Genomic DNA, 21,923 nt, shown 5'->3' with positions numbered 1-21,923 from the left:
ACAACAGACTATTTACGCCTAACGGACAAATTTCCAGCGTCAGAGCGCCGCCAGGATCTCCGCGCAGGTGTCGAAGCGCTGGTCACGCGCCGCTGGCCAGGGATCGCCCGGCTGATTGACCTGCAGGGTGTGGCAGCCCACGGCCCGCCCGCACTCCAGGTCGTAGCGGTGATCGCCGACCATCACCAGGCGGGCCGGCGCCACCTGCCAGAGGTCGGCCAGCCGCAGCAGGCCACCCGGATTAGGCTTGGGCGCCGCCTCGTCGCGCCCCAGCACGGCAGCCGGATCGAAGCAGTCTTCCAGGCCGATGGCGGCCAGGGTCAGCAGCGCCAGATCGCGGGCATTGCGGGTGAGGATGCCCAGCGGCCGACCGTCCTCGTGCAGGCGCCGGATCAGGGCCACCGCACCCGGCGCCGGGCGGGCGGCGACGGCCAGTTCGCGTTCGTGCTCGAACAGCCAGGCGTGCTTGGCCGCGCGTTCGGTGGCCGGCAGCTCGGCCAGGTGATGGAGGATGTCGGCCTGCTCGGGAATGCCCAGGTGCCGGCGAATGGCGGCGAAGTCGTGTACCGCCAGGGTCAAGGTGCCGTCCAGGTCGAACACCCAGTGGCTGAGGTGACGCAGTGTCATGCAGGGATCCTTTGGCGAGAGGTGACCTTCGGGCACTCCGGGGGAACCCCCGTCACGCGCGCTCCGTCTGGTGGAGACAACCTTCTGCAGGAGTCTACCCATGACGACGACCGTCCGGGCGCTACTTTTCGATGTCTTCGGCACCGTGGTCGACTGGCGCGGCAGCTTGGTCGAGGGCTTGCAGGGGCTGTCCGCCAAGCATGGCGTCCAGGGCGACTGGGAGCGGCTGGCCGATGCCTGGCGCGCCGAAGCCTACGAGGCCATCCTGCCGCAGATCGCCGCCCGCAGTCTGCCCTGGCTGCCCCTCGACGAGGTGCATCGGCTGGCCCTGGACGAATTGCTGCCACGCCACGGGCTGGTCGGCCTGACCACCGCCGAGGTGGCCTGGATCAATCGCCTCTGGCACCAGCTGACCCCCTGGCCCGACGCCGTGCCGGGTCTCACGCGGCTGCGCCAGGGCTATCCGGTCTGCGCCCTCTCCAATGGCAATGTCAGCCTGCTGCTGGACATGGCCCGTCATGCCGGACTGCCCTGGGACATGCTCTTCGGCGCCGATCTCTTCCAGCGCTACAAACCGGCCGCTGAGGTCTACCTGGGCGCCTGCGCCCTGCTCGACCTGCAACCGGAACAGGTGATGCTCTGCGCCGCCCACAACGGCGACCTGCAGGCGGCCAAGGAGCTGGGGCTGGCCACCGCCTTCATCCAGCGCCCACGGGAAAAGGGGCCGGCCGGTGGCGAGGTGTCCAGCGGCGGCTGGGATCTCGAAGCGAGCGACCTCCAGGATCTCGCCGACCAGCTCGGCCTGCCGGCGATCGAGGGCGAGCGGGCCGAGCCCGGCGATTGAGCGCGGCCCGGGCGCTTCGGTATCCTGCCGGATACTTTTCGCCAGGGCACCGCCATGGGTTTTCTCGACAAACTGCGCAAGAAACGTGAACGCCAGGCCCTGGCCGCCCTGCCCCGCCTGCATCAGCGCACGGCACGGCTGCGCCGCGAGCTGCCCGACTACGAGATCGGCGCCGGCACCTATGGTGCGCCCAGGGTGTTCGATCTCAAGGAAGGCACCACCCTGCGCCTGGGCCGCTACACCTCCATCGCCGAAGGGGTGCGCATCCTGCTCGGCGGCCTGCACCGGCTGGACTGGGTGACCACCTATCCCTTCCCGGCCTTCGTCGACGACCTGGCCCATATCACCGACTACGGCGGCAGCCGCGGCGACGTGGTGATCGGCAGCGACTGCTGGATCTGCACCGATGCGCTGATCCTCTCTGGCGTCACCGTCGGCCACGGCGCCGTGGTGGCCGCCGGCGCCGTGGTCACTCGCGACGTGCCGCCCTATGCGGTGGTGGGCGGCAATCCGGCGCGCTTCATCAGGTGGCGCTTTGCCGAGGCCACCTGCCAGGCGCTGCTCGACATCGCCTGGTGGGACTGGCCCGAAGCCGAGATCCTGGCGGCCGGCGAGCACCTGTGCAGCGCCGACATCGAGGCCTTCATCGCCTACGCCCGGGCGCGCCATCCGGCGCCCTGACTGCGTGGTTCGGAACTCGGGACGCTTTTCGGCGCTCACCTTTATTAGTCAATCTATTGAAGGTTTTCCATGGAAGCGCTCGATCTGCTGCAATGGCCGGCCATGGCCATCACCCTGCTCGCCGCCTGGCTGGTGGCCTCCCAGCGCCAGGGCCGACGCAGCCTCGGCTTCTGGGTATTCCTGCTGAGCAATGGACTGTGGATCGCCTGGGGGCTGCAGGCCGAGGCCTATGCACTGATCGTGCTGCAGCTGGGCCTGGCGGCGATGAATCTGCGCGGCGTGCGCCGCAACGCCGACGAGGCCCCGGCCGCCGCCGAGGTCTCGGGCAGGGCATAATGACCGGCCCCGCGTCAGACGGCCCCGTCCCATGCAGTACAGCGTCACCCCCATCGGCCATGTCCGCTCCTGCTTCAAGGAGAAATTCGCCATTCCCCGGCAACCCGCGCTGGCCCCGGCCGCCCGTGGCGTGCTGGAACTGCTGCCGCCCTTCGACCGCCCCGAAGCGGTCGCCGGTCTGGAAGGCGTCAGCCATGTCTGGCTGCTGTTCCTCTTCCACCAGGCACTGGAGAGCCAGCCCCGGCTGCGGGTACGGCCGCCGCGCCTGGGCGGCAACCGCTACCTGGGGGTGTTCGCCACCCGCGCCACCCACAGACCCAACGGCATCGGCCAGTCGGTGGTCCGCCTCGACGGCCTGGAACCGGGGCGGCTGCTGCTCTCGGGGATCGACCTGCTCGACGGCACCCCGGTGCTGGACATCAAGCCCTATGTGCCCTACGCCGACAGCCCGCCGGGCGCCCACAACGCCATCGCCGAGGCGCCGCCGCCGGCCCTGGCGGTGGGCTGGACGGACGCGGCGCGCGTCCAGGCCGAGGCTCACGGCCAGCGCCTGGGCGAGCCCCTGGCCGAGCTGATCGAGCAGTGCCTGGCCCAGGACCCGCGCCCGGCCTATCAGGCGCCGGCGCCCGAGCGCCGCTATGGGGTGCGCCTCTGGGACGTGGAGGTGCACTGGCACTATCCGACCGCGGAGCAGATCCGGGTACTGGACGTGACCGCGGCGTCCTGACGCCGCCCGGTTTGCATTCCGGCGGCCAAGGCCCCAACAATGACATTGCCGGATCGCATGAGGCGGTCCGCACCCGGCTACGGCCGCCGTTCGGCCGTATCACCGATAGGGAAGCATCTATGGCTCCAAGCAGACAGGTCATCAACGCTCAGGTCAGCCCCAAGGGCAGCCTGGAGACCCTTTCCCAGCGCGAGGTCCAGCAGCTCAGCGCGGCCGGCTCGGGCAACCTCTACCAGCTTTTTCGCCAGTGCGCCCTGGCCATCCTCAACACCGGCGCCCACAGCGACAACGCCAAGACCATCCTCGAGGCCTACCAGGACTTCGAGATCCGCATCCATCAGCAGGACCGCGGCGTGCGCCTGGAACTGGTCAACGCCCCGGCCGACGCCTTCGTCGACGGCGAGATGATCGCCAGCACCCGCGAGATGCTGTTCAGCGCCCTGCGCGACATCGTCTACACCGAGAGCGAGCAGAGCAGCCTGCGCATCGATCTGGAGAGCTCCGAGGGCATCACCGACTACGTCTTCCACCTGCTGCGCAACGCCCGCACCCTGCGTGCCGGCGTCGAGCCGAAGATGGTGGTCTGCTGGGGCGGCCACTCCATCAGCACCGAGGAATACAAGTACACCAAGAAGGTCGGTCACGAACTGGGCCTGCGCAGCCTGGACATCTGCACCGGCTGCGGCCCGGGCGTAATGAAGGGGCCGATGAAGGGCGCCACCATCGCCCATGCCAAGCAGCGCCTGCAGGGTAGTCGCTACCTGGGACTCACCGAGCCGGGGATCATCGCCGCCGAGGCGCCCAATCCCATCGTCAACGAACTGGTGATCCTGCCGGACATCGAGAAGCGCCTGGAGGCCTTCGTCCGCGTGGGCCACGGCATCATCATCTTCCCGGGCGGCGCCGGTACGGCGGAGGAATTCCTCTACCTGCTGGGCATCCTCATGCACCCGGACAACCGGGACATCCCCTTCCCGGTGGTACTCACCGGGCCGCAGAGCGCCGCGCCCTACCTGGAGCAGTTGCACGCCTTCATCGGCGCCACCCTGGGCGAAGCCGCCCAGCGCCACTACCAGATCGTGGTCAACGATCCGGTCGAGGTGGCCCGGCAGATGGCCCAGGGCCTCAAGGCGGTCAAGCAATTCCGTCGCGAGCGGCACGACGCCTTCCACTTCAACTGGCTGCTGCGCATCGAGGAAGGCTTTCAGCGCCCCTTCGATCCCACCCACGAGAACATGGCCGCGCTGCAGCTGACCCACGCCGTGCCACCCCACGAACTGGCCGCCAATCTGCGCCGCGCCTTCTCGGGCATCGTCGCCGGCAACGTCAAGGCCAAGGGCATCCAGCTGATCGAGGAGCGCGGACCCTACGAGATCCATGGCGATCCCGACATCATGCGCCCGCTGGATCGGCTGTTGCAGGCCTTCGTCGAGCAGCACCGCATGAAGCTGCCGGGCGGCGCGGCCTACGAGCCCTGCTACCGCGTGGTCAGCTGAATCCTTTCACGTCGGCCTTTTTGGCCGATTTCTCCCCACCAGGACCGTTTGTCAGCGCCCTGTTCGACGAACGGTCATCATGCTAGCCAGGTGATATTAAAAAGTCGCTAGCTAGCTATCCAGAGCGCTTCGCTGACCCGCGTCCGCCGGGTCGCGAAGTGACTTTGCCGCCACAAAAAAACCTCGCGCGCTAACTGCATGGCTCCGGCCTCAAGCCCCTCTTCACCACGCCGATAGGGCAAGGCAAGCTACTCTCAGAGCGCAGGTTGCCGTTGTGAAATCTACCCGAGCCGGAGATCCCGCCGGGCCGTCTTCCTCCAGCCGCGCCAGACTTCCTGCCGAGGCCACGGAATGAACAATTGGCTGGGACTCGACTTCCTCGTCGCCCCGCTTGCCCAGGAGCAAGTGCACCTGCACGGCCAGCATGATGGCTGGCTGGTGGCGCTCGCCTATCTCGTCGCCGTCAGTGCCTGCTACGTCACCCTGGTATTCGCCGAGCGGATCGGCCAGACCCGTACCCTGGCGCGGCAGCGTGCCTGGAGTCTGATGGGCGCCCTGAGCTTCGGCTTCGGCGTCTGGGGCATGCACTTCATCGCCATGCTGGCCTTCACCGTGCCCACCCGGGTGCACTACGACCTCTTCATCACCCTGGCCTCGCTGCTGATCGTGGTGCTGGCCGGCCTCATGGCCATGCCCGCCCTCAGCCAGCCCGACCTCACCCTGGGTCAGCGACTCAAGGCCGGCACGGTGCTGAGCGTGGGCATCGTGCTCATGCACTACACCGGCATGGCCGCGGTGCACACCGAGGCCGTGGTGCTCTATCGCCCGCTGCCCTTCCTGCTGTCGATCGGCATCGCCGTGGGCGCCAGCTTCGCCGCCCTGCAACTGATCCAGATCTTTCGCCGCCACTACACCGGCATCTATCGCTGGCTGCGCATCGCCACCGCCTTGGTGATGGGCCTGGCCATCGCCGCCATGCATTTCACCGGCATGTGGTCCATGGTGCTGATCGCGCCCGCCGAGACCGAAAGCACCCTGCAGGGCGCCAGCAATTCCTGGCAGCTCGGCGTCGGCATCGCCATCATCGCCCTGCTGCTGGTGGTGGGTGGCCTGGGTGCGGCCTGGGCGGACCGCCAGCTGCAGCGCAAGGAAAACGACCTGGAGCGGGTCAATTCCCTGGTCGGCCAGCTCGACGAAGCCCGCGCCTCGCTGCAGCAGGCCGCGCACTACGACCCCCTCACCGACCTGCACAACCGCCGCGCCTTCAACCAGGCCTTCGCCGAGATCCTCGAACGCCACGCCCAGCAGGGGCGCAGCCTGGGAGTGATGTTTCTCGACATCGATCACTTCAAGCGCATCAACGACAGCCTCGGCCACGATGCCGGCGACCAGTTGCTGGTGGCCATGGCCAAGATCATTCGCGACGCGGTACGCGAAGGCGATCTGGTGGCCCGCTTCGGTGGCGACGAATTCTGCATCCTGGCCAGCCTCGCCGGCCCCGACGAGGCCCGGCACCTGGCCCAGCGCATCCTGGAACGGCTGCGCAATCCGGTCACCATCGGCAACCGCACCCTGGTGATGACCACCAGCATCGGCATCAGCCTCTATCCCCGCGACGGCGGCTGCTGCGAAGAACTGCTCAAGAGCGCCGACCTCGCGCTCTATCTGTCCAAGGGTAATGGCCGCAACACCTACAGCTTCTTCGACGAGACCCTGCGCGAGAAGATCTCGCTGCAACTGGAGCTGGAAGCCGAATTGCGCGAGGCGCTGACCGAGGAGCGCGGGCTGCAGCTCTACTACCAGCCGATCCTGGACGTCGCCAGCGGCCAGCTGGACAAGGCCGAGGCCCTGATCCGCTGGGATCATCCCCGCCTCGGCATGCTGGCGCCCAATGTCTTTCTCGGCGTGGCCGAAGCCAACGGCTTCATCGAGGAGCTGGATGCCTGGGTACTCAAACGCGCCTGTCAGGACCTGGTGGAGCTGACCGCCGCCGGCCTTGCGGACCTGCGCATCGCGGTCAACTGCTCGGCGCTCAGTCTGAGCAACGAAGCCCTGCCCGGGCAGATCGCCTGGCGGCTGGACGATCATCGGCTGTCGCCGCGGCGGCTGGAACTGGAGGTGACCGAGAACGCCCTGGTCAAGAACGTGCAGCCCACCGCCGAATTGCTGCAGCGCATCCGCGACCTGGGCGTGACGGTGTCCATCGACGACTTCGGCACCGGCTATTCGTCGCTGGCCTATCTCAAGCGCCTGCCGATCGATACCGTGAAGATCGACCGCTCCTTCGTCACCGGGCTGGTCGAAGGCAATGCCGATCACCAGATCGTCCAGGCCATCATCGGCATGGCCCGGCCGCTCAAGCTCAAGGTCACCGCCGAAGGCGTCGAGCATCTGGAGCAGCTACGGCTGCTGTGCGCCCTGGGCTGCGACTTCATCCAGGGCTACCACATCAGCCGACCGGTTCCCCTGGCCCAGGTGCCGGAGGTGATCGCCCGCTATGCCAGCGGGGTCTGCCCACTGCAGGCCCAGGCGGAGGCCGACGCCGATGCCCTGGCGCTGGCCAGGGCGCTCGGCTAGCTGCGGCGATACCTCAGCCAGACGCTGCCGTCGTCCTGAGCTTCGGCCGTATCCAGCTTGAGGTAGAGCGGCTGCTGCCAGGCCTGTTCGGCGATCTCGAAGGAGGCCGGATGGACGCCACGGCCATCCACCAGCGGGATGATCAGCACACTGATCTCGTCCACCAGGCCGGCGGCGACAAAGGAGCCGCTGACGTGGGGACCGCCCTCCACCACCAGTCGCTCGATGCCCAGTTCGGCGTTCAGCAATTCCAGCACGGCGCTCAGATCCAGTTCGTCCTTGCCGCCAAAGACGTAGGAGGCGCCGATGTTCTGCAGGTGAGTCAGGTAGTCGTCGCTGACCCCTTCGCTGAGCACCGCCACGACGTGGGAATCCAGGGCTTCGTTCTTCTTCCAGGCCACCTTGCCCTGGGGGTCGATGGCGATGGCGTACTTGCTGGCGTCGCGCTTGGCGAAATGGTGGATGCGCGGGATGGGCGCCTGGGCGACCCCGGTGGGATAGCCCTCGCCGTGGGCGATCTCTTCCATGGTCACCCGGCCACAGGCCCAGGCATCGAAGGCGAAGCGCTCGGCCAGGCGCTCGTAGGTGGTATCGGCCCGCTTCTTGACGGCGCGGTCCCAGCCGTCGGTGAGGGCGTGACCGTCGACCGACGACATCATGTGGCAGATCACATAGGGCTTCATGGGGGCTCCCGGCAATGGCGTGTCGCCATGACACGCCCTGCAGCAACCGACCGATCCGCCACCGGGAGAGTTCAGCCCGCCAGGCCGCGGAAACGAAAAACCCGCCGGAGGGCGGGTTTTCGGGGAGCCGGGTCGCGTTACTTCTCGACGAAGGCGCGCTCGATCAGGTAGTCGCCCGGATCGCCCATGCGCGGCGAGATGGTCAGGCCGAATTCGTTCAGCACGGCACTGGTCTCGTCCAGCATGCTCGGGCTGCCGCAGATCATGGCGCGGTCGTCCTGCGGATTGATCGGCGGCAGGCCGATATCCGCGAACAGCTTGCCGCTGCGCATCAGGTCGGTCTGACGACCCTGGTTGCGGAATTCCTCGCGGGTCACCAGGGGGTAGTAGATCAGCTTCTCGCGGACCAGGTCGCCGATGAACTCGTGCTCCGGCAGGGTCTTGGTGATGAAGTCGGCATAGGCCAGCTCGTTCACGTAGCGCACGCCGTGGACCAGGATCACCTTCTCGAAGCGCTCGTAGGTTTCCGGATCCTGGATGGTGCTCAGGAAGGGCGCCATGCCGGTGCCGGTGCTCAGCAGATAGAGGTGCTTGGCGGGCTTGAGGTCGCTGAGGATCAGGGTGCCGGTGGGCTTGCGGCTGACCATCAGGTTGTCGCCTTCCTTGAGGTGCTGCAGGCGCGAGGTCAGGGGGCCGTCCGGCACCTTGATGCTGAAGAACTCCAGGTGCTCTTCGTAGTTGGGGCTGGCGATGCTGTAGGCGCGCATCAGCGGACGACCGCCTTCGGTTTCCAGGCCGATCATCACGAACTGACCGTTCTCGAAACGCAGGCCCGCGTTGCGGGTGGTCTTGAAGCTGAACAGGGTGTCGTTCCAGTGATGAACGCTCAGGACGCGCTCGGTGTACAGGTTGCTCATCGATGACTCCAGGAAAAATCGGTACAGCCCGGGGCTGGATAGAAATTGCGCGACAGTTTATAGAGGGGGAAAATATCCGTGAAATGAATAATTCGAATATAGGTTATCCAAAAGGCAGATATGAGATTCACGTTGCGTCAACTCGAGGTCTTCGTCGCCGTGGCCCGTCAGGAAAGCGTTTCCCGGGCGGCCGAGGCGCTCAGTCTGTCGCAGTCGGCCACCAGCACCGCCCTCGGCGAACTGGAGCGGCAATTCGACTGCCGGGTATTCGACCGCGCGGGCAAGCGTTTGACGCTCAACGCCCTGGGGCGCCAGTTGCTGCCCAAGGCGGTGGCCCTGCTCGATCGCAGCGCCGAGGTGGAAAACCTGCTGCGCGGCAAGACCGGCTTCGGCTCCCTGGAGGTCGGCGCGACCCTTACCATTGGCAACTACCTGGCCACCCTGCTGCTGGGCGACTTCATGCAGCGCCACCCCGACTGCCGGGTGCGGCTGCACGTGCACAACACCGCCAGCGTGGTGCAGCGCATCGCCAACCATGACATCGACCTTGGCCTGATCGAAGGCGACTGCCAGCATCCGGATCTGGAGGTGCAGCCCTGGATCGAGGATGAACTGGTGGTGTTCTGCGCGCCCGGCCACGTCCTGGCAGGCAGGCAGGCTGCCCAGGCCGAACTGGAAGCTCAGGCCTGGATCCTGCGCGAACAGGGTTCCGGCACCCGCCTGACCTTCGACCAGGCCATGCGGCATCATGCCCAGCCGCTGGACGTGCGCCTGGAGCTGGAGCACACCGAGGCCATCCTGCGCGCGGTGGAATCGGGGCTGGGAATCGGCTGCCTGTCACGGCTGGCGCTAAGAGACGCCTTCGCCCGCGGCACCCTGGTGCCCATCGCGACGCCGACCCTGGATCTGCGTCGCCAGTTCTGCTTCATCTGGCACAAGCAGAAGTACCAGACCGGGGCCATGGTCGAATTCCTCGACCTCTGTCGCCAGCTGACTCTGGGCCTGAGCCGCAGCGATCAGATCGACACCGCGCGGCCCCGGCCCAGGCGCTAGCCACCGGCCCGGGGCCGGTTACTGCCCCTGGTAGATCCGGCGATTCTCCAGTTCCCGCTGCTCGTGGCGACGGTGGGCGCGCAGCGCCAGCAGGGCCAGGATGCCGATCACCAGGCGATAGCCCTGGGAATAGAGATCCAGCTCGGCGGTGGCCGACTCGCCCAACACGCCGCTGATCAGCCGCACCACGAACAGCGTCAGCTGCACGAAGGCCACCAGCAGCAGGCCGGCCGACAGCCATTCCGCTCGGCGAAAGGCCAGCACGGCGAACAGCGCCAGGGCGAATTGCATGCCGCCGTACCAGACCCGCGCCTCGGCCACCGACGCCGAATCCATCAGTACCATGCCGCGGGCATTGGCCATCTCGTAGGGATAGAACCAATGCGCCAGGGCGAGTCCAAACCAGACCAGGGCCTGCAGACCCAACACCAGACGTGCGAAGCGAAGCTCGGACATTCCCCGTTTCTCCTTGGGGCCAGAGATGGAAGACAGCCGCTCCAGTGTAGCCAGCGCCGGGAGCGATCTGCACTGCCGATGCAGACCGCCACAGGCGGGTTAGGGTTCGCCGGAAGGGCTGGGGTAAGCTGCAGGCCTCCACCTTTTCGGCTCCCGACCCGGAGCCCGCCGCCCGAGAGATCGCCATGCCCGCCGCCCTGCCCGCCCAGCCGCCGCTGGTGCTGTCCATCCAGTCCCATGTCGCCTACGGCCACGTCGGCAATGCCGCCGCCACCCTGCCGCTGCAACTGCTCGGCCTGCAGCCGGTGGTGGTCAACACCGTGCAATTCTCCAACCACACCGGCTACGGCGAATTCAAGGGCCAGGTCTTTCCGCCCGAACACATCCACGACGTGCTCGACGGCCTGCGCGCCCGCGGGGTGCTGGAGCGCTGCGTGGCGGTGCTCTCCGGCTACCTGGGCGACGCCGCCATCGGCGAGGTGATCCTGGGCGTGGTGCAGGAGATCCGCCGTCAGCGCGGCGACCTGCAGTACCTCTGTGATCCGGTGATGGGTGACGTCGGCCGCGGCATCTTCGTGCGCCCCGGCATCCCCGACTTCCTGCGCCGCCGCGCCATCGAACAGGCCAGCCTGATCACCCCCAACCAGTACGAATTCGAGTTGCTGCACGGCCAGCCGCTGGCCGACACCGCCGACGCCGTGAGTGCCGCCCGGCTGCTGCTCGGCCGCCCCGGCCAACCGGGCCCCAAGACCATCGTCATCACCAGCCTGCGCACCCCGGACCTGCCCACCGACGTCCTCAGCACCCTGGTGGTGGAGGCGGCGGATGCCTGGCTGGTGCAGACGCCCTACCTGGATCTGCAGCCGCTGCCCAACGGCATGGGCGACGTCTTTTCCGCGGTGCTGCTGGGCCAGTTGCTCAACGGCCAGTCCACACCCGCCGCGGCGTCCCATGCGGTCAGCGCCCTCTACGCCCTGGTCGCCCGCACCGGCCCCGGCAGCCGCGACCTGCCGCTGATCGCCGCCCGTGAGCAGATCGTGCGACCAGGCGAGTTGTTCGAGGCGCAGCGGCTTTCGTAGGTTGGGTTGAGCGCAGCGGTGCCGGGCACGACCCTGCCTGTTGGGCTTCGACGATGGAGCCGTCTCAACCCAACCTACGTAACCGCTTCGCCCCCTCTCCCCTTGGGAGAGGGCTGGGGTGAGGGTAACCTTTCACGCCTGAACCCTTGAGCGCGTGGAAAACGCTGTGCGGTTTTCCACCCTACGCCCCTTCCTGCTCCATACCGCCCCCTCTCCCCCGGGGAGAGGGCTGGGGTGAGGGAAAGCCCAGCCACCGTCCCTCACGATGGCTGCAGATGCTGTTCGCGCTGCTCCTGGCGCTTCTTGGCTTCCACGCTGAAGGTCGCGGTGGGCCTCAGTGGCAATCGGCGAAAGAATCCCCGCTGGACCTTGCTCCTGTAGTCCGCGGCAGGTTGCGCCAGCAGTTCTTCAGCCGTCATAGAACAGTCCTCCATCCGTAAACGTTATACAGGTGGCTCTATCCCGCCCCTGCCAGCCGTAGAATCCATCACAAAAATTCCGTAGTGCCTCCGCCAAAACCACTACACAAAGGCAAAAGCCTGTGCGAAAGTAGCGCCACAACCTGTATGACAACCTTACAACCACATAAGCAGGTCTCCATGTTCGCCAAGGTTCCCGCCAATGTGCTGAGCGACAACGTCGCCCAGCAGCTGCTGGACAAGATCGAAGCCGGCGTCTTCGCCCCCGGCAGCAAGATCCCCAGCGAAGCCCTGCTCTCCGAAGCCTTCGGCGTCAGCCGCACCGTGGTGCGCGAGGCCATCTCCCGCCTGAAGAACGAAGGCGTGCTGCAGCCCCAGCAGGGTCGCGGCATCTTCGTCACAGCCCACGCCAGCATCCGCCCGCTGCGTATCGACGCCGACGAAGCCAGCCTGCCCGGCAGCGTCTTCCACCTGCTGGACCTGCGCCGCGCCATCGAGGCCGAGATCGCCTCCGAAGCCGCCATCAACCGCAGCGAGACCGATCTGGTCGCCATCGACGAGGCCCTGGCCGCCATCGACGAAGAGGTCGCCGACGGCCATGACGGCGTACGCGCCGACGTGGCCTTCCATCGCACCATCGCCCAGGCCACCGGCAATCCCTACTTCATCAGGACCCTGGAATTCGTCAGCCAGTACCTGGAGACGGCCACGCGCATCACCCGCACCAACGAGGCGCGGCGCGAGGACTTCTCCCGCCAGGTGCACGAAGAACACCAGGCCATCGTCGCCGCCATCCGCCTCGGCGATCCCCTGGCCGCCGCCAACGCCGCCCGCCAGCACATCTACAACGCCGCCCGCCGCCTGCGGCAGGCCGGCTTCGCCTGACCTTTTTACGGAGAACAACAAGATGCAAGACAACGTCGGTGTCATCGGCCTCGGGGCCATGGGTCTAGGCGTCGCCCGTTCGCTGCTGCGGGCCGGCTTCGCCGTGCATGCCTGTGACGTGCGTGCCAGCGTGCTGGAAGCCTTCGCCAGCGAAGGCGGCGTGGCCTGCACCTCGCCTGCGGCCCTGGCCGACAGCTGCGACATCCTCATCACCGTGGTGGTCAACGCCGAGCAGACCGAAGCCGTGCTGTTCGGTGAAGGCGGCGCCGCCTCTGCCCTGCGTCCGGGCAGCCTGGTGATCGCCTGCGCCACCGTGGCCCCGGCCTACGCCGTCGAGCTGGGCGAGCGCCTGGCCGCGCGCGGCATCCTGCTGCTCGACGCCCCGCTCTCCGGGGGCGCCGCCAAGGCCGCCAGCGGCGAGATGACCATGATGACCTCCGGCACCGCGGAAGCCTATGCCAAGGGCGAGGCAGTCCTGGCCGCCATGGCCGGCAAGGTCTATCGCCTGGGCGATGCACCCGGCCAGGGTTCCAAGGTCAAGATCATCAACCAGCTCCTGGCCGGGGTGCACATCGCCGCCTCCGCCGAGGCCATGGCCCTGGGCCTGCGCGAAGGCGTCGATCCGGACGCGCTGTACGAGGTCATCACCCACAGCGCCGGCAACTCCTGGATGTTCGAGAATCGCGTGCCGCACATCCTCAAGGCCGACTACACGCCGCTGTCCGCCGTAGATATCTTCGTCAAGGACCTGGGCCTGGTGCTGGATACCGCGCGCACCTCGAAATTCCCGCTGCCGCTGTCGGCCACCGCCCACCAGATGTTCATGCAGGCCTCCACCGCCGGCTACGGTCGTGAAGACGACTCGGCCGTGATCAAGATCTTCCCGGGCATCGAGCTGCCCAAGGCCGCGGAGTGAAGCCCATGAGCGCGACCGAGACCCGCCCGCTGCTGGGCTGCATCGCCGACGACTTCACCGGCGCCACCGATCTCGCCAACATGCTGGTACGCGGCGGCATGCGCACCGTGCAGGTGATCGGCGTGCCCGCGGCCGATGCCGAACTGGAAGCCGCCGACGCCGTGGTAGTGGCGCTGAAATCCCGCACCACGCCGGCCGCCGAGGCGGTGAGCGAATCCCTGGCCGCCCTCGCCTGGCTGCGCCAGCGCGGCTGCCGGCAATTCTTCTTCAAGTACTGCTCGACCTTCGACTCCACCGCCGCGGGCAACATCGGCCCGGTGGCCGAGGCCCTGCAGGAGGCGCTGGACTGCGACTTCACCCTGGCCTGCCCGGCCTTCCCGGAAACCGGCCGCACCCTGTTCCGCGGCCACCTGTTCGTGCAGGACCAACTGCTCAGCGAGTCCGGCATGCAGCACCACCCGCTGACGCCCATGGGCGACGCCAACCTGGTGCGGGTGCTACAGGCGCAGAGCCGTGGTACCGTCGGGTTGTTGCGCTACGACCAGGTCGCCAAGGGCCCCAAGGCCGTGCGCGCGGCCATCGCCGAACTCCGTACCTCCGGTCATCGCCTGGCCATTGCCGATGCCCTGTCCGATGCCGATCTGCACACCCTGGGCGCGGCCTGTGCCGACCTGCCCCTGGTGACCGGCGGTTCGGGCATCGCCCAGGGCCTGCCGGAGAATTTCCGTCGCGCCGGCCTGCTCCAGGCGCACGATGCCGCCGCCTTGGAGCTGCCCGCCGGTGGCGAGGCGGTCCTGGCCGGCAGCGCGTCCCAGGCCACCAATGGCCAGGTCGCCGCCTGGCTGGAAGCTGGTCGCCCCGCCCTGCGCCTCGACCCACTGGCGCTGGCCCAAGGTGACGAGTCCATCGACGCTGCCCTCGCCTGGGCGCGCGAGCAAGGCCAGGCCGTGCTGATCTATGCCACCAGCCCCGCTGACGAGGTAAAAGCCATCCAGCGCGAGCTGGGCGTGGCGCGCGCCGGTGAGCTGGTGGAACGTGCCCTGGGCCTGATCGCCCGCGGCCTGTTCGACGGCGGCGTACGCCGGCTGGTGGTGGCCGGTGGCGAGACCTCCGGCGCCGTGGTCCAGGCCCTGGGCGTACAGGCCCTGCGCATCGGCGCCCAGATCGATCCGGGCGTGCCGGCCACCCTCGGCCAGGTACAGGGCGAACCCCTGGCCCTGGCACTCAAGTCCGGCAACTTCGGCAGCCGCGACTTCTTCGCCAAGGCCCTGCGCCAGCTGGCGGGAGAACAGCCATGAGCGCCGAAGCCCGCCTGCGCGAAGAGATCTGCACCGTCGGCGCCAGCCTCTATGCCCGCGGCTACACCGTGGGCAGCGCCGGCAACATCAGCGCCCGCCTGGAAGACGGCTGGCTGATCACCCCCACCGATGCCTGCCTGGGTCGCCTCGATCCAGCCGCCATCGCCAAGGTCGGCCTGAACGGCGACTGGGTCTCCGGCGACAAGCCGTCCAAGACCCTGGCCCTGCATCGCCAGGTCTATGACCGCAATCCCAGCGTGGGCGGCGTGGTGCACACCCACTCCACCCACCTGGTGGCCCTGACCCTGGCCGGCGTCTGGCGCCCGGACGACATCCTGCCGCCCATCACCCCCTACCAGGTGATGAAGGTCGGTCATATCCCGCTGATTCCCTACGCCCGTCCCGGCGCCGCCAGCGTCGCCGAGCAGGTGGCGCAACTGGCCAACCGGGTCCGCGGCGTGATGCTCGAACGCCTCGGTCCGGTGGTCTGGGAAAGCAGCGTGAGCAAGGCCAGCTTCGCCCTGGAGGAGCTGGAAGAAACCGCGCGGCTGTGGCTGCTCAGCGAGCCGCGCCCGGCGCCGCTGGATGCCGCCGCGCTGGCCGAACTGGCGGAGACCTTCGGCACCGTCTGGTGACCTGAAGCCCGCGTCACCGCAATACCCCCACGATGGCCCCTGCCGGCCGTCGCGGGATCGGCTTGCCCTGGAAAAACAACAATAGCGAGGAAAGTGCCATGTCCCACGTCGTCAGCCCTACCCGCCCGGAGTCCCGTTCATGAGTCCGTTGCTGCTGGTCCTCATCGCCGCGGCGGGCATCGCCCTGCTGCTGTTCCTGGTTCTCAAGTACAAATTCCAGCCCTTCGTGGCCTTGATGCTGGTGAGCATCCTGGTGGCCCTGGCCGCCGGGGTCGAGCCGTCCAAGCTGGTGGCGACCATCGAAGGCGGCATGGGCAAGATCCTCGGCCACATCGCCATCATCATCGCCCTGGGCGCCATGATCGGTCGCATCATCGAACTCTCCGGTGGCGCCGAGGCCCTGGCCAAGACGCTGATCGAGCGCTTCGGCAACAGACGCACGCCGCTGGCGCTGACCCTGGCCGGCTTCCTGGTCGGTATCCCGGTGTTCTTCGAGGTCGGCGTGATCGTGCTGATGCCGCTGGCCTATGGCATCGCCCGCACCGCGCGCAAGCCGCTGATCGTCTTTGCCCTGCCGATGTGCGCCACCATGCTCACCGTGCATGCCATGCTGCCGCCCCACCCGGGCGCCGTGGCCGCCGCCGGCCAGCTGGGCGCCGACCTGGGTCGGGTGCTGCTGTTCGGCCTGCCGATCACCGCCGTGCTGGCCCTGATCGGCTGGTGGGTGGCCGGGCACATGACCCGTCGTCACTACCCCATGACCGACGACATCCGCAGCGACGTCTATGGCCCGCAGATCACCGACACCCACCTGCAGCAGTGGGGCCGCGGCCAGGACATGGCCCCCGGTCTGCCCAGCCTCGGCGCCGCCGCGGTCAAGGTCGACGAGACCCCGGCCGGCCTCGCCGCCGGTCTGCCGCCCGCCCCGGCGCCCGGCTTCGGTCTGGTGGTGACCCTGATCCTGCTGCCCATCGTGCTGATCCTGCTGGGGACCCTGGCCACCAGCTGGCTGCCCGCCGGCAACCTGCTGCGCGACATCCTCACCGTGGTCGGCGCGCCCCTGGTAGCGCTGCTGATCGACACCCTGCTGTGCGCCTATGTGCTGGGCTTCCGCCGCGGCTGGTCGCGCGAGCAGGTCTCGGACGTCATCGGCTCGGCGCTGCCCGGAGTCGCCATGGTCATCCTCATCGCCGGTGCCGGCGGCGTCTTCGGCAAGGTGCTGGTGGACACCGGCATCGGCGCGGTGGTCTCGGAGCTGCTGCGCGCCACCGGCCTGCCGGTGCTGGCGCTGGGCTTCGTGCTGACCCTGCTGCTGCGCGCGGTCCAGGGTTCCACCACCGTGGCCCTGGTCACCACCGCCGGCATCCTCGGCCCGCTGATCGCCACCCTGGACCTTTCGGCCAACCACATGGCCCTGCTGTGCCTGGCCATGGGCGCCGGCGGTCTGGCCGTGTCGCACATCAACGACGCCGGCTACTGGATCTTCACCAAGCTGGTCGGCCTGAGCGTCGCCGACGGCTTGCGTACCTGGACCGTCCTGACCACCCTGCTGGGGTGCCTGGGCTTCGCCATCACCCTGCTGCTCTGGCCCTTCGTCTGATCTGGGAGACAAGCCATGCCCCGCTTCGCCGCCAACCTCAGCATGCTCTACCCCGAGCATGCCTTCCTCGACCGCTTCGCCGCCGCCGCGGCGGATGGCTTCCAGGCCGTGGAATATCTCTTTCCCTATGAGCACAGTGCCGCCGAGATCCAGTCGCGCCTGAACGCCAGCGGCCTGACCCAGGTGCTGTTCAATGCCCCGCCCGGTGACTGGGCCGCCGGCGAACGCGGCCTGGCCGCCCTGCCCGGTCGCGAAGCCGAGTGCCGCGCCGGCATCGACCGCGCCCTGGACTACGCCGCCGTGCTGGGCAATCGCCTGGTGCACGTGATGGCCGGGCTGCTGCCCGCCGGGGTCGACCGAGCCCGCGCCCGCGACACCTACCTGGGCAACCTGGCCCATGCCGCCGAGCAGGCGGCCAAGGCCGGGGTGACGATCCTCATCGAACCGATCAACCCGCGCGACATGCCCGGCTACTTCCTCAATCGCCAGGACGATGCCCAGGCCATCTGCCAGGCCATCGGCGCCAGCAATCTCAAGGTGCAATTCGACTGCTACCACTGCCAGATCGTCGAAGGCGATGTCAGCAAGACCTTCGAGCGCGACTTCGCCGGCATTGGCCACGTGCAGATCGCCGGCGTGCCCGACCGCCACGAACCGGATCTGGGCGAGCTCCATTACCCCTACCTGTTCGAGCGCTTCGACGCCCTCGGCTACGACGGCTGGATCGGCTGCGAGTACCGCCCCCGCGGCGACACCTCGGCCGGGCTGGAGTGGCTGCGCAAGCTCAGGGCGTAAACCCAACCTCCCGCGCGGCCTGCTCCCTGTTGGGCCTCGACGAAAGCGCCGTCTCAACCCAACCTACCCTCCCGTAGGTTGGGCTGAGCAACGCGAAGCCCAACAGCTCGTACGCCTTGTCACACTCCCCCGTTGGGCTTCGACGAAAGAGCCGTCTCAGCCCAACCTACCGCCCCGTAGGTTGGGCTGAGCAAGGCGAAGCCCAACACTTCGTACGCCTTGTCACACTCCCCGTTGGGCTTCGACGAAAGAGCCGTCTCAACCCAACCTACGATCAGGCTTGTATGGTGGACAACGGCGCAGCCTTGTCCACCGCCAGGCACAATGCCCAGTGGAAAACGCTGCGCGGTTTTCCACGCTACGGGGCTATCGCGGCCATAGCCGCCCCTACACCTCCACTACCGCCAACGGCTGCCCCAGTCGCCGCCGGAATTCCTCCAGGAAGGCCGGGGCGAAGGCTCGTGCCGGCCAGTGGTTGAAGATGAAGCCCAGGTCGGAAAAGGCGCAGGGCTGGGGAAAATCGAAGCCGTTGATGTCGTCTTCGTGATCGCATTCCGGGCAGGCGAAGTTGTCGCTTTCCGCCGGCATCCAGACTTCCAGATGCTCGAACAGCGCCTCGCCGATCTCGCGACGGCAGGCGGGGCAGCGGGCGCGGCCTTCGAAGCCGTCCAGCGGGGTGAAGATGCAGCGTTCGGTGACGATTTCCAGACCGCCGTCGGCGAAGTCGCGTGGGTCGTCCATGCCTGGCGCCAGGCGCAGCACCTCGGTCAGGCGCGGCCCCGGCGCATGGCCACGCCGGCCGCGGCTGGGCAGGCAGGGCGAGGCCTCGGCCCGGACCACGCCGCTGGCGGCGAGCCAGCCAAGGATCTCCACGGCGGTGCGCTCCACTCGCGGATGACTGGAAATGCGGGGAGCGAGGATGGTCTGGCGCAGGCTCATGGAACAGGTGTCTCGGCAAAGGGGGCGCGCAGCTTAATCCCCTGCTCGCCGCGCGCCCAGAGCTGCTAAGGTGAGCCCGACGAAAGCCACAGAAAGCGCCCCATGTTCAAGGATCCCTTCGCCCGCCTCGGTCTCGATCGCGAGGTGCTCAGCGTCAGCCAGCTCAACAGTCGCGCCCGGGTGCTGCTGGAAGACGTCTTCGCCCAGGTCTGGGTCGAGGGCGAGATCTCCAACCTGGCCAAGCCGGCGTCGGGCCACCTGTATTTCACGTTGAAGGACGGCCAGGCCCAGGTACGCTGCGCGCTGTTTCGCCAGCACGCCAGCCGGGTGCGCCAGGCCCTGCGCGACGGCCTGGCGGTCAAGGTGCGCGGCAAGGTCTCGCTGTTCGAGGGCCGCGGCGACTACCAGCTGATCCTCGATAGCGTCGAACCGGCCGGTGACGGCGCCCTGCGTCTGGCTTTCGAGGCGCTCAAGGAGCGGCTGGCCGCCGAGGGCCTGTTCGCCACCGAACGCAAGCGCGCACTGCCCGCCCATCCCCAGCGCATCGGCATCGTCTCCTCGCCCACCGGCGCGGTGATCCGCGACATCGTCAGCGTGTTCAAGCGACGCGCGCCTCAGGTGGAGCTGACGCTGATCCCCACCGCGGTGCAGGGCCGCGAGGCCACCGCCCAGATCGTCCGCGCCCTGCAACTGGCCGACCGCCAGGGCTTCGATGCGCTGATCCTGGCGCGCGGTGGCGGCTCCCTGGAAGACCTCTGGTGCTTCAACGAAGAACCCGTGGCCCGTGCCCTGGCCGCCTGCCAGACCCCGGTGGTGAGCGCTGTCGGCCACGAGACCGATGTCTCCATCGCCGACTTCGTCGCCGATGTCCGCGCCCCTACCCCTTCGGCGGCCGCGGAATTGCTCGCGCCCCACAGCGCCGACTTGCGCCAGCGCCTGGACGGCCTGCATCGCCAGCTGCTCTTGCGCATGCGCGAACGCCTGGCCCGCGAGCGGCTGCGCCTGGAAGCCTGCAGCCGTCGTCTGCGTCACCCTGGCGAGCGACTGCGCCAGCAGGCCCAGCGGCTGGATGACCTGGATCTGCGCCTGCGCCGCGCCTATGTCATCGCCCAAAATCGCCGCCGCGATCGCCTGGCGCACCTGGACACCCGGCTCGCCGGCCAGCATCCCGGGCGCCAGCTGGCGCTGTTGCGCCAGCGCCTGGAGCAACTGGCCGAACGCTTGCCACGGGTCATGCAGCGACAGCTGAAAGAGCGCCAGCAGCGCCTGGCCGGTACCGTGCAGACCCTGCAGATCGTCAGTCCCCTGGCCACCCTGGGTCGCGGCTACAGCATCCTGCTCGACGAGCGGGGGCATGCCGTGCGTTCCGCTGCCGAGGTCGCCAATGGGCAGAAACTCATTGCCCGCCTCGCCGAGGGCGAATTGGCCGTGCGGGTACTGGACAATCACCAAGAACCCACCACTCTGTCTCTGTTGGACTGATCGGTCCAACCCGGACCGATGGTGGCATGCATCTTGAACCCTCGGTCAGGATTTCCCCCTACCGAGGCCCTCCATGCATTCCCTTCTGCGCGCTTCCCTGTTCCCCCTCACCACCGCCCTGCTGGCCGGCGCGGCCCAGGCCGCGACCCCGCCCGCCGCGCCGCTGCAACCCAAGGTCATGCTCGTGGCGATGTTCGCCCCCGAGGCCCAGACCTGGATCGATCGCCTCAAGCTCACCCACAAGGTCGCCGTCGACGGCCTCTCCGCCGACTATCCCGATGTGCTCTGCAATGAGGCACGGGTGTGCCTGATGACCACCGGAATGGGGCATGCCAACGCCGCCGCCTCGACCCTGGCGCTGACCCTGTCGCCCAGGTTCGATCTCAAGCACACCTACTTCCTGGTCGCCGGCATCGCCGGGATCAGTCCCAAGGAAGGCACCCTGGGCACCACCGCCTGGGCGCGCTACCTGGTGGACTTCGGTATCCAGTGGGAACTCGATCCCCGCGACGTGCCCAAGGACTGGCCCACCGGCTACCTGGGCATCAACACCCGGGGGCCTGGCGAGAAACCGCCGCTGGACTACAAGACCGAGGTGTTCGAACTCAATGTGCGGCTGAGAGACAAGGCCTATGCCCTGTCGCGCCAGGCCGAGCTGACCGAAAGCGCGGAATCCAAGGCCTGGCGCCAGACCTACGACTACGCCCCGGCCAACCAGCCGCCGGTGGTGACCCGTTGCGACACCCTAGCCGGCGACACCTGGTATTCCGGCACCCGCCTGTCCGAACGGGCCGAGGAATGGACCCGCCTGGTCACCGACGGCCAGGGCCGCTACTGCACCACCCAGCAGGAAGACAATGCCACCTACGAAGCGCTGCTGCGCGCCAGCCGCCTGGGCAAGGTGGATCTGCAACGCCTGGCGGTGGTCCGTGCCGGTTCCGATTTCGACCGCCCGGCCAAGGGCGCTTCCGAAGTCGACAACCTGCTCGACTACGCCAAGCAGGGCGGCTTCGCCCCGGCGCTGGAAAATCTCTATCGCACCGGCAATCCGCTGGTACAGGAGATCGTCGAACACTGGGACGTCTGGCAGAAGGGTGTACCGGCGAGCTGAGACCTACTGCGCCCGTTCCGTCCCCTGCGGCGTCGCCTGGGACGGATTGGCAGTGTCCGGCGCCCTTGGCGCCAGCAGGTCCTTGTGGGTCTGCTCGACCGTGCGGCCGGGCGACTGGGTCGCCGGATCACTACCCGGCGCGCTCTTTTGCACCACCTCGCTGCGCTGGGGTGGCGGCGTCTCCGGCGTTTTATCACAACCGGCGAGCAGCGCGCTCAGGGTAACCAGGGCCAGGCTGCTGGCGACTAGACGTGGCATGGTTTTCTCCTGTTGAGGTTTCAAGGAGGACTCCGGTATTCCCGGTCGCGTTCCCCTGCGGCCGCACGCCTGGCCAGTCGTCGGCCCTGGCGACCTTCGCCGCGACCGG

23 protein-coding genes are annotated in these 21,923 nt (G+C 68.0%); 16 read left to right on the top strand and 7 right to left on the bottom strand.

Features of this window, described 5'->3' with window-relative positions:
- Positions 1-39: 39 nt before the first annotated feature.
- The gene (locus FHR73_RS00695; RefSeq protein ID WP_183628746.1) at positions 40-627 is read right to left on the bottom strand and encodes an HAD family hydrolase; all 588 of its coding nucleotides are present in this window, start codon (positions 625-627) and stop codon (positions 40-42) included.
- A gap of 100 nt (positions 628-727) precedes the next feature.
- Between FHR73_RS00695 and FHR73_RS00690 the strand changes: the two genes are divergently transcribed.
- From FHR73_RS00690 to FHR73_RS00665, 6 genes are all read left to right on the top strand, one after another.
- Complete coding sequence (locus FHR73_RS00690) at positions 728-1,471, top strand: haloacid dehalogenase type II (protein WP_183628744.1); 744 nt, start codon at positions 728-730, stop codon at positions 1,469-1,471.
- 54 nt (positions 1,472-1,525) lie between these two features.
- Positions 1,526-2,152 carry a CatB-related O-acetyltransferase gene (locus FHR73_RS00685; protein ID WP_183628741.1) on the top strand — a complete coding sequence of 209 codons (627 nt, stop codon included), beginning with the start codon at positions 1,526-1,528 and terminating at the stop codon, positions 2,150-2,152.
- Positions 2,153-2,221: 69 nt separating this feature from the next.
- Positions 2,222-2,488: a hypothetical protein gene (locus FHR73_RS00680; RefSeq protein WP_183628739.1), complete on the top strand. Its 267-nt coding sequence runs from the start codon at positions 2,222-2,224 to the stop codon at positions 2,486-2,488.
- A gap of 31 nt (positions 2,489-2,519) precedes the next feature.
- Positions 2,520-3,215, top strand: a complete 696-nt coding sequence (gene tsaA, locus FHR73_RS00675) for a tRNA (N6-threonylcarbamoyladenosine(37)-N6)-methyltransferase TrmO (protein WP_183628737.1) — start codon at positions 2,520-2,522, stop codon at positions 3,213-3,215.
- A gap of 119 nt (positions 3,216-3,334) precedes the next feature.
- A complete protein-coding gene (gene ppnN / locus FHR73_RS00670) occupies positions 3,335-4,711 on the top strand; it encodes a nucleotide 5'-monophosphate nucleosidase PpnN (RefSeq protein ID WP_183628734.1) in 1,377 nt (458 codons plus the stop codon).
- 351 nt (positions 4,712-5,062) lie between these two features.
- On the top strand, positions 5,063-7,288 hold the full coding sequence (locus tag FHR73_RS00665) for a bifunctional diguanylate cyclase/phosphodiesterase (RefSeq protein ID WP_183628732.1): 2,226 nt from the start codon (positions 5,063-5,065) through the stop codon (positions 7,286-7,288).
- Here FHR73_RS00665 and FHR73_RS00660 read toward each other — a convergent pair.
- A complete protein-coding gene (locus tag FHR73_RS00660) occupies positions 7,285-7,971 on the bottom strand; it encodes a dihydrofolate reductase family protein (protein ID WP_183628730.1) in 687 nt (228 codons plus the stop codon). The genes FHR73_RS00665 and FHR73_RS00660 overlap by 4 nt on opposite strands.
- 137 nt (positions 7,972-8,108) lie before the next feature.
- The gene (gene fpr / locus FHR73_RS00655; RefSeq protein WP_007160677.1) at positions 8,109-8,888 is read right to left on the bottom strand and encodes a ferredoxin-NADP reductase; all 780 of its coding nucleotides are present in this window, start codon (positions 8,886-8,888) and stop codon (positions 8,109-8,111) included.
- A gap of 120 nt (positions 8,889-9,008) precedes the next feature.
- On the opposite strand from fpr, the gene FHR73_RS00650 reads away from it, so the two are divergent.
- Complete coding sequence (locus FHR73_RS00650; RefSeq protein ID WP_183628728.1) at positions 9,009-9,941, top strand: LysR family transcriptional regulator; 933 nt, start codon at positions 9,009-9,011, stop codon at positions 9,939-9,941.
- Between the two features lie 18 nt (positions 9,942-9,959).
- Here FHR73_RS00650 and FHR73_RS00645 read toward each other — a convergent pair whose 3' ends face one another.
- A complete protein-coding gene (locus FHR73_RS00645) occupies positions 9,960-10,397 on the bottom strand; it encodes a DUF4345 family protein (RefSeq protein WP_132831787.1) in 438 nt (145 codons plus the stop codon).
- Positions 10,398-10,582: 185 nt separating this feature from the next.
- Between FHR73_RS00645 and pdxY the strand changes: the two genes are divergently transcribed.
- Positions 10,583-11,476: a pyridoxal kinase PdxY gene (gene pdxY, locus FHR73_RS00640; RefSeq protein ID WP_183628726.1), complete on the top strand. Its 894-nt coding sequence runs from the start codon at positions 10,583-10,585 to the stop codon at positions 11,474-11,476.
- A 260-nt stretch (positions 11,477-11,736) separates the two neighbouring features.
- On the opposite strand, the gene FHR73_RS00635 is transcribed toward pdxY, so the two are convergent.
- Complete coding sequence (locus FHR73_RS00635) at positions 11,737-11,895, bottom strand: hypothetical protein (protein WP_183628724.1); 159 nt, start codon at positions 11,893-11,895, stop codon at positions 11,737-11,739.
- Between the two features lie 180 nt (positions 11,896-12,075).
- Here FHR73_RS00635 and FHR73_RS00630 point away from each other — a divergent pair, with 180 nt between their 5' ends.
- From FHR73_RS00630 to otnI, 6 genes are all read left to right on the top strand, one after another.
- The gene (locus tag FHR73_RS00630) at positions 12,076-12,780 is read left to right on the top strand and encodes a FadR/GntR family transcriptional regulator (RefSeq protein WP_007163085.1); all 705 of its coding nucleotides are present in this window, start codon (positions 12,076-12,078) and stop codon (positions 12,778-12,780) included.
- A gap of 22 nt (positions 12,781-12,802) precedes the next feature.
- On the top strand, positions 12,803-13,696 hold the full coding sequence (gene ltnD / locus FHR73_RS00625) for an L-threonate dehydrogenase (protein WP_183628722.1): 894 nt from the start codon (positions 12,803-12,805) through the stop codon (positions 13,694-13,696).
- Positions 13,697-13,701: 5 nt separating this feature from the next.
- Positions 13,702-14,994 (top strand): 3-oxo-tetronate kinase, encoded by a 1,293-nt coding sequence (otnK, locus tag FHR73_RS00620; RefSeq protein ID WP_183628720.1) that lies wholly within the window; start codon positions 13,702-13,704, stop codon positions 14,992-14,994.
- Positions 14,991-15,629 (top strand): aldolase, encoded by a 639-nt coding sequence (locus FHR73_RS00615; protein ID WP_183628718.1) that lies wholly within the window; start codon positions 14,991-14,993, stop codon positions 15,627-15,629. Before otnK ends, FHR73_RS00615 begins: the two co-directional genes overlap by 4 nt.
- A 139-nt stretch (positions 15,630-15,768) precedes the next feature.
- On the top strand, positions 15,769-17,229 hold the full coding sequence (locus FHR73_RS00610) for an SLC13 family permease (protein ID WP_183628716.1): 1,461 nt from the start codon (positions 15,769-15,771) through the stop codon (positions 17,227-17,229).
- A 15-nt stretch (positions 17,230-17,244) separates the two neighbouring features.
- Positions 17,245-18,024, top strand: a complete 780-nt coding sequence (gene otnI / locus FHR73_RS00605; protein ID WP_183628714.1) for a 2-oxo-tetronate isomerase — start codon at positions 17,245-17,247, stop codon at positions 18,022-18,024.
- 387 nt (positions 18,025-18,411) lie between these two features.
- Here otnI and FHR73_RS00600 read toward each other — a convergent pair whose 3' ends face one another.
- Positions 18,412-18,963 carry a sugar ABC transporter ATPase gene (locus FHR73_RS00600; protein ID WP_183628712.1) on the bottom strand — a complete coding sequence of 184 codons (552 nt, stop codon included), beginning with the start codon at positions 18,961-18,963 and terminating at the stop codon, positions 18,412-18,414.
- A gap of 102 nt (positions 18,964-19,065) precedes the next feature.
- On the opposite strand from FHR73_RS00600, the gene xseA reads away from it, so the two are divergent.
- Together xseA and FHR73_RS00590 are read left to right on the top strand one after the other, a co-directional pair.
- Positions 19,066-20,445 carry an exodeoxyribonuclease VII large subunit gene (gene xseA, locus FHR73_RS00595; RefSeq protein ID WP_183628710.1) on the top strand — a complete coding sequence of 460 codons (1,380 nt, stop codon included), beginning with the start codon at positions 19,066-19,068 and terminating at the stop codon, positions 20,443-20,445.
- 73 nt (positions 20,446-20,518) lie between these two features.
- Positions 20,519-21,556, top strand: a complete 1,038-nt coding sequence (locus FHR73_RS00590; protein ID WP_183628708.1) for a purine nucleoside permease — start codon at positions 20,519-20,521, stop codon at positions 21,554-21,556.
- A 3-nt stretch (positions 21,557-21,559) separates the two neighbouring features.
- On the opposite strand, the gene FHR73_RS00585 is transcribed toward FHR73_RS00590, so the two are convergent.
- The gene (locus FHR73_RS00585; RefSeq protein WP_183628706.1) at positions 21,560-21,814 is read right to left on the bottom strand and encodes a hypothetical protein; all 255 of its coding nucleotides are present in this window, start codon (positions 21,812-21,814) and stop codon (positions 21,560-21,562) included.
- Positions 21,815-21,923: the final 109 nt, after the last annotated feature.

It is taken from the genome of Pseudomonas sp. AS2.8, from assembly GCF_014190935.1.
Classification (GTDB): Bacteria; Pseudomonadota; Gammaproteobacteria; order Pseudomonadales; family Pseudomonadaceae; genus Chryseomonas.
Note: the sequence above shows the minus strand (reverse complement) of the source record. Positions and strands in the feature narration are given on the sequence as shown.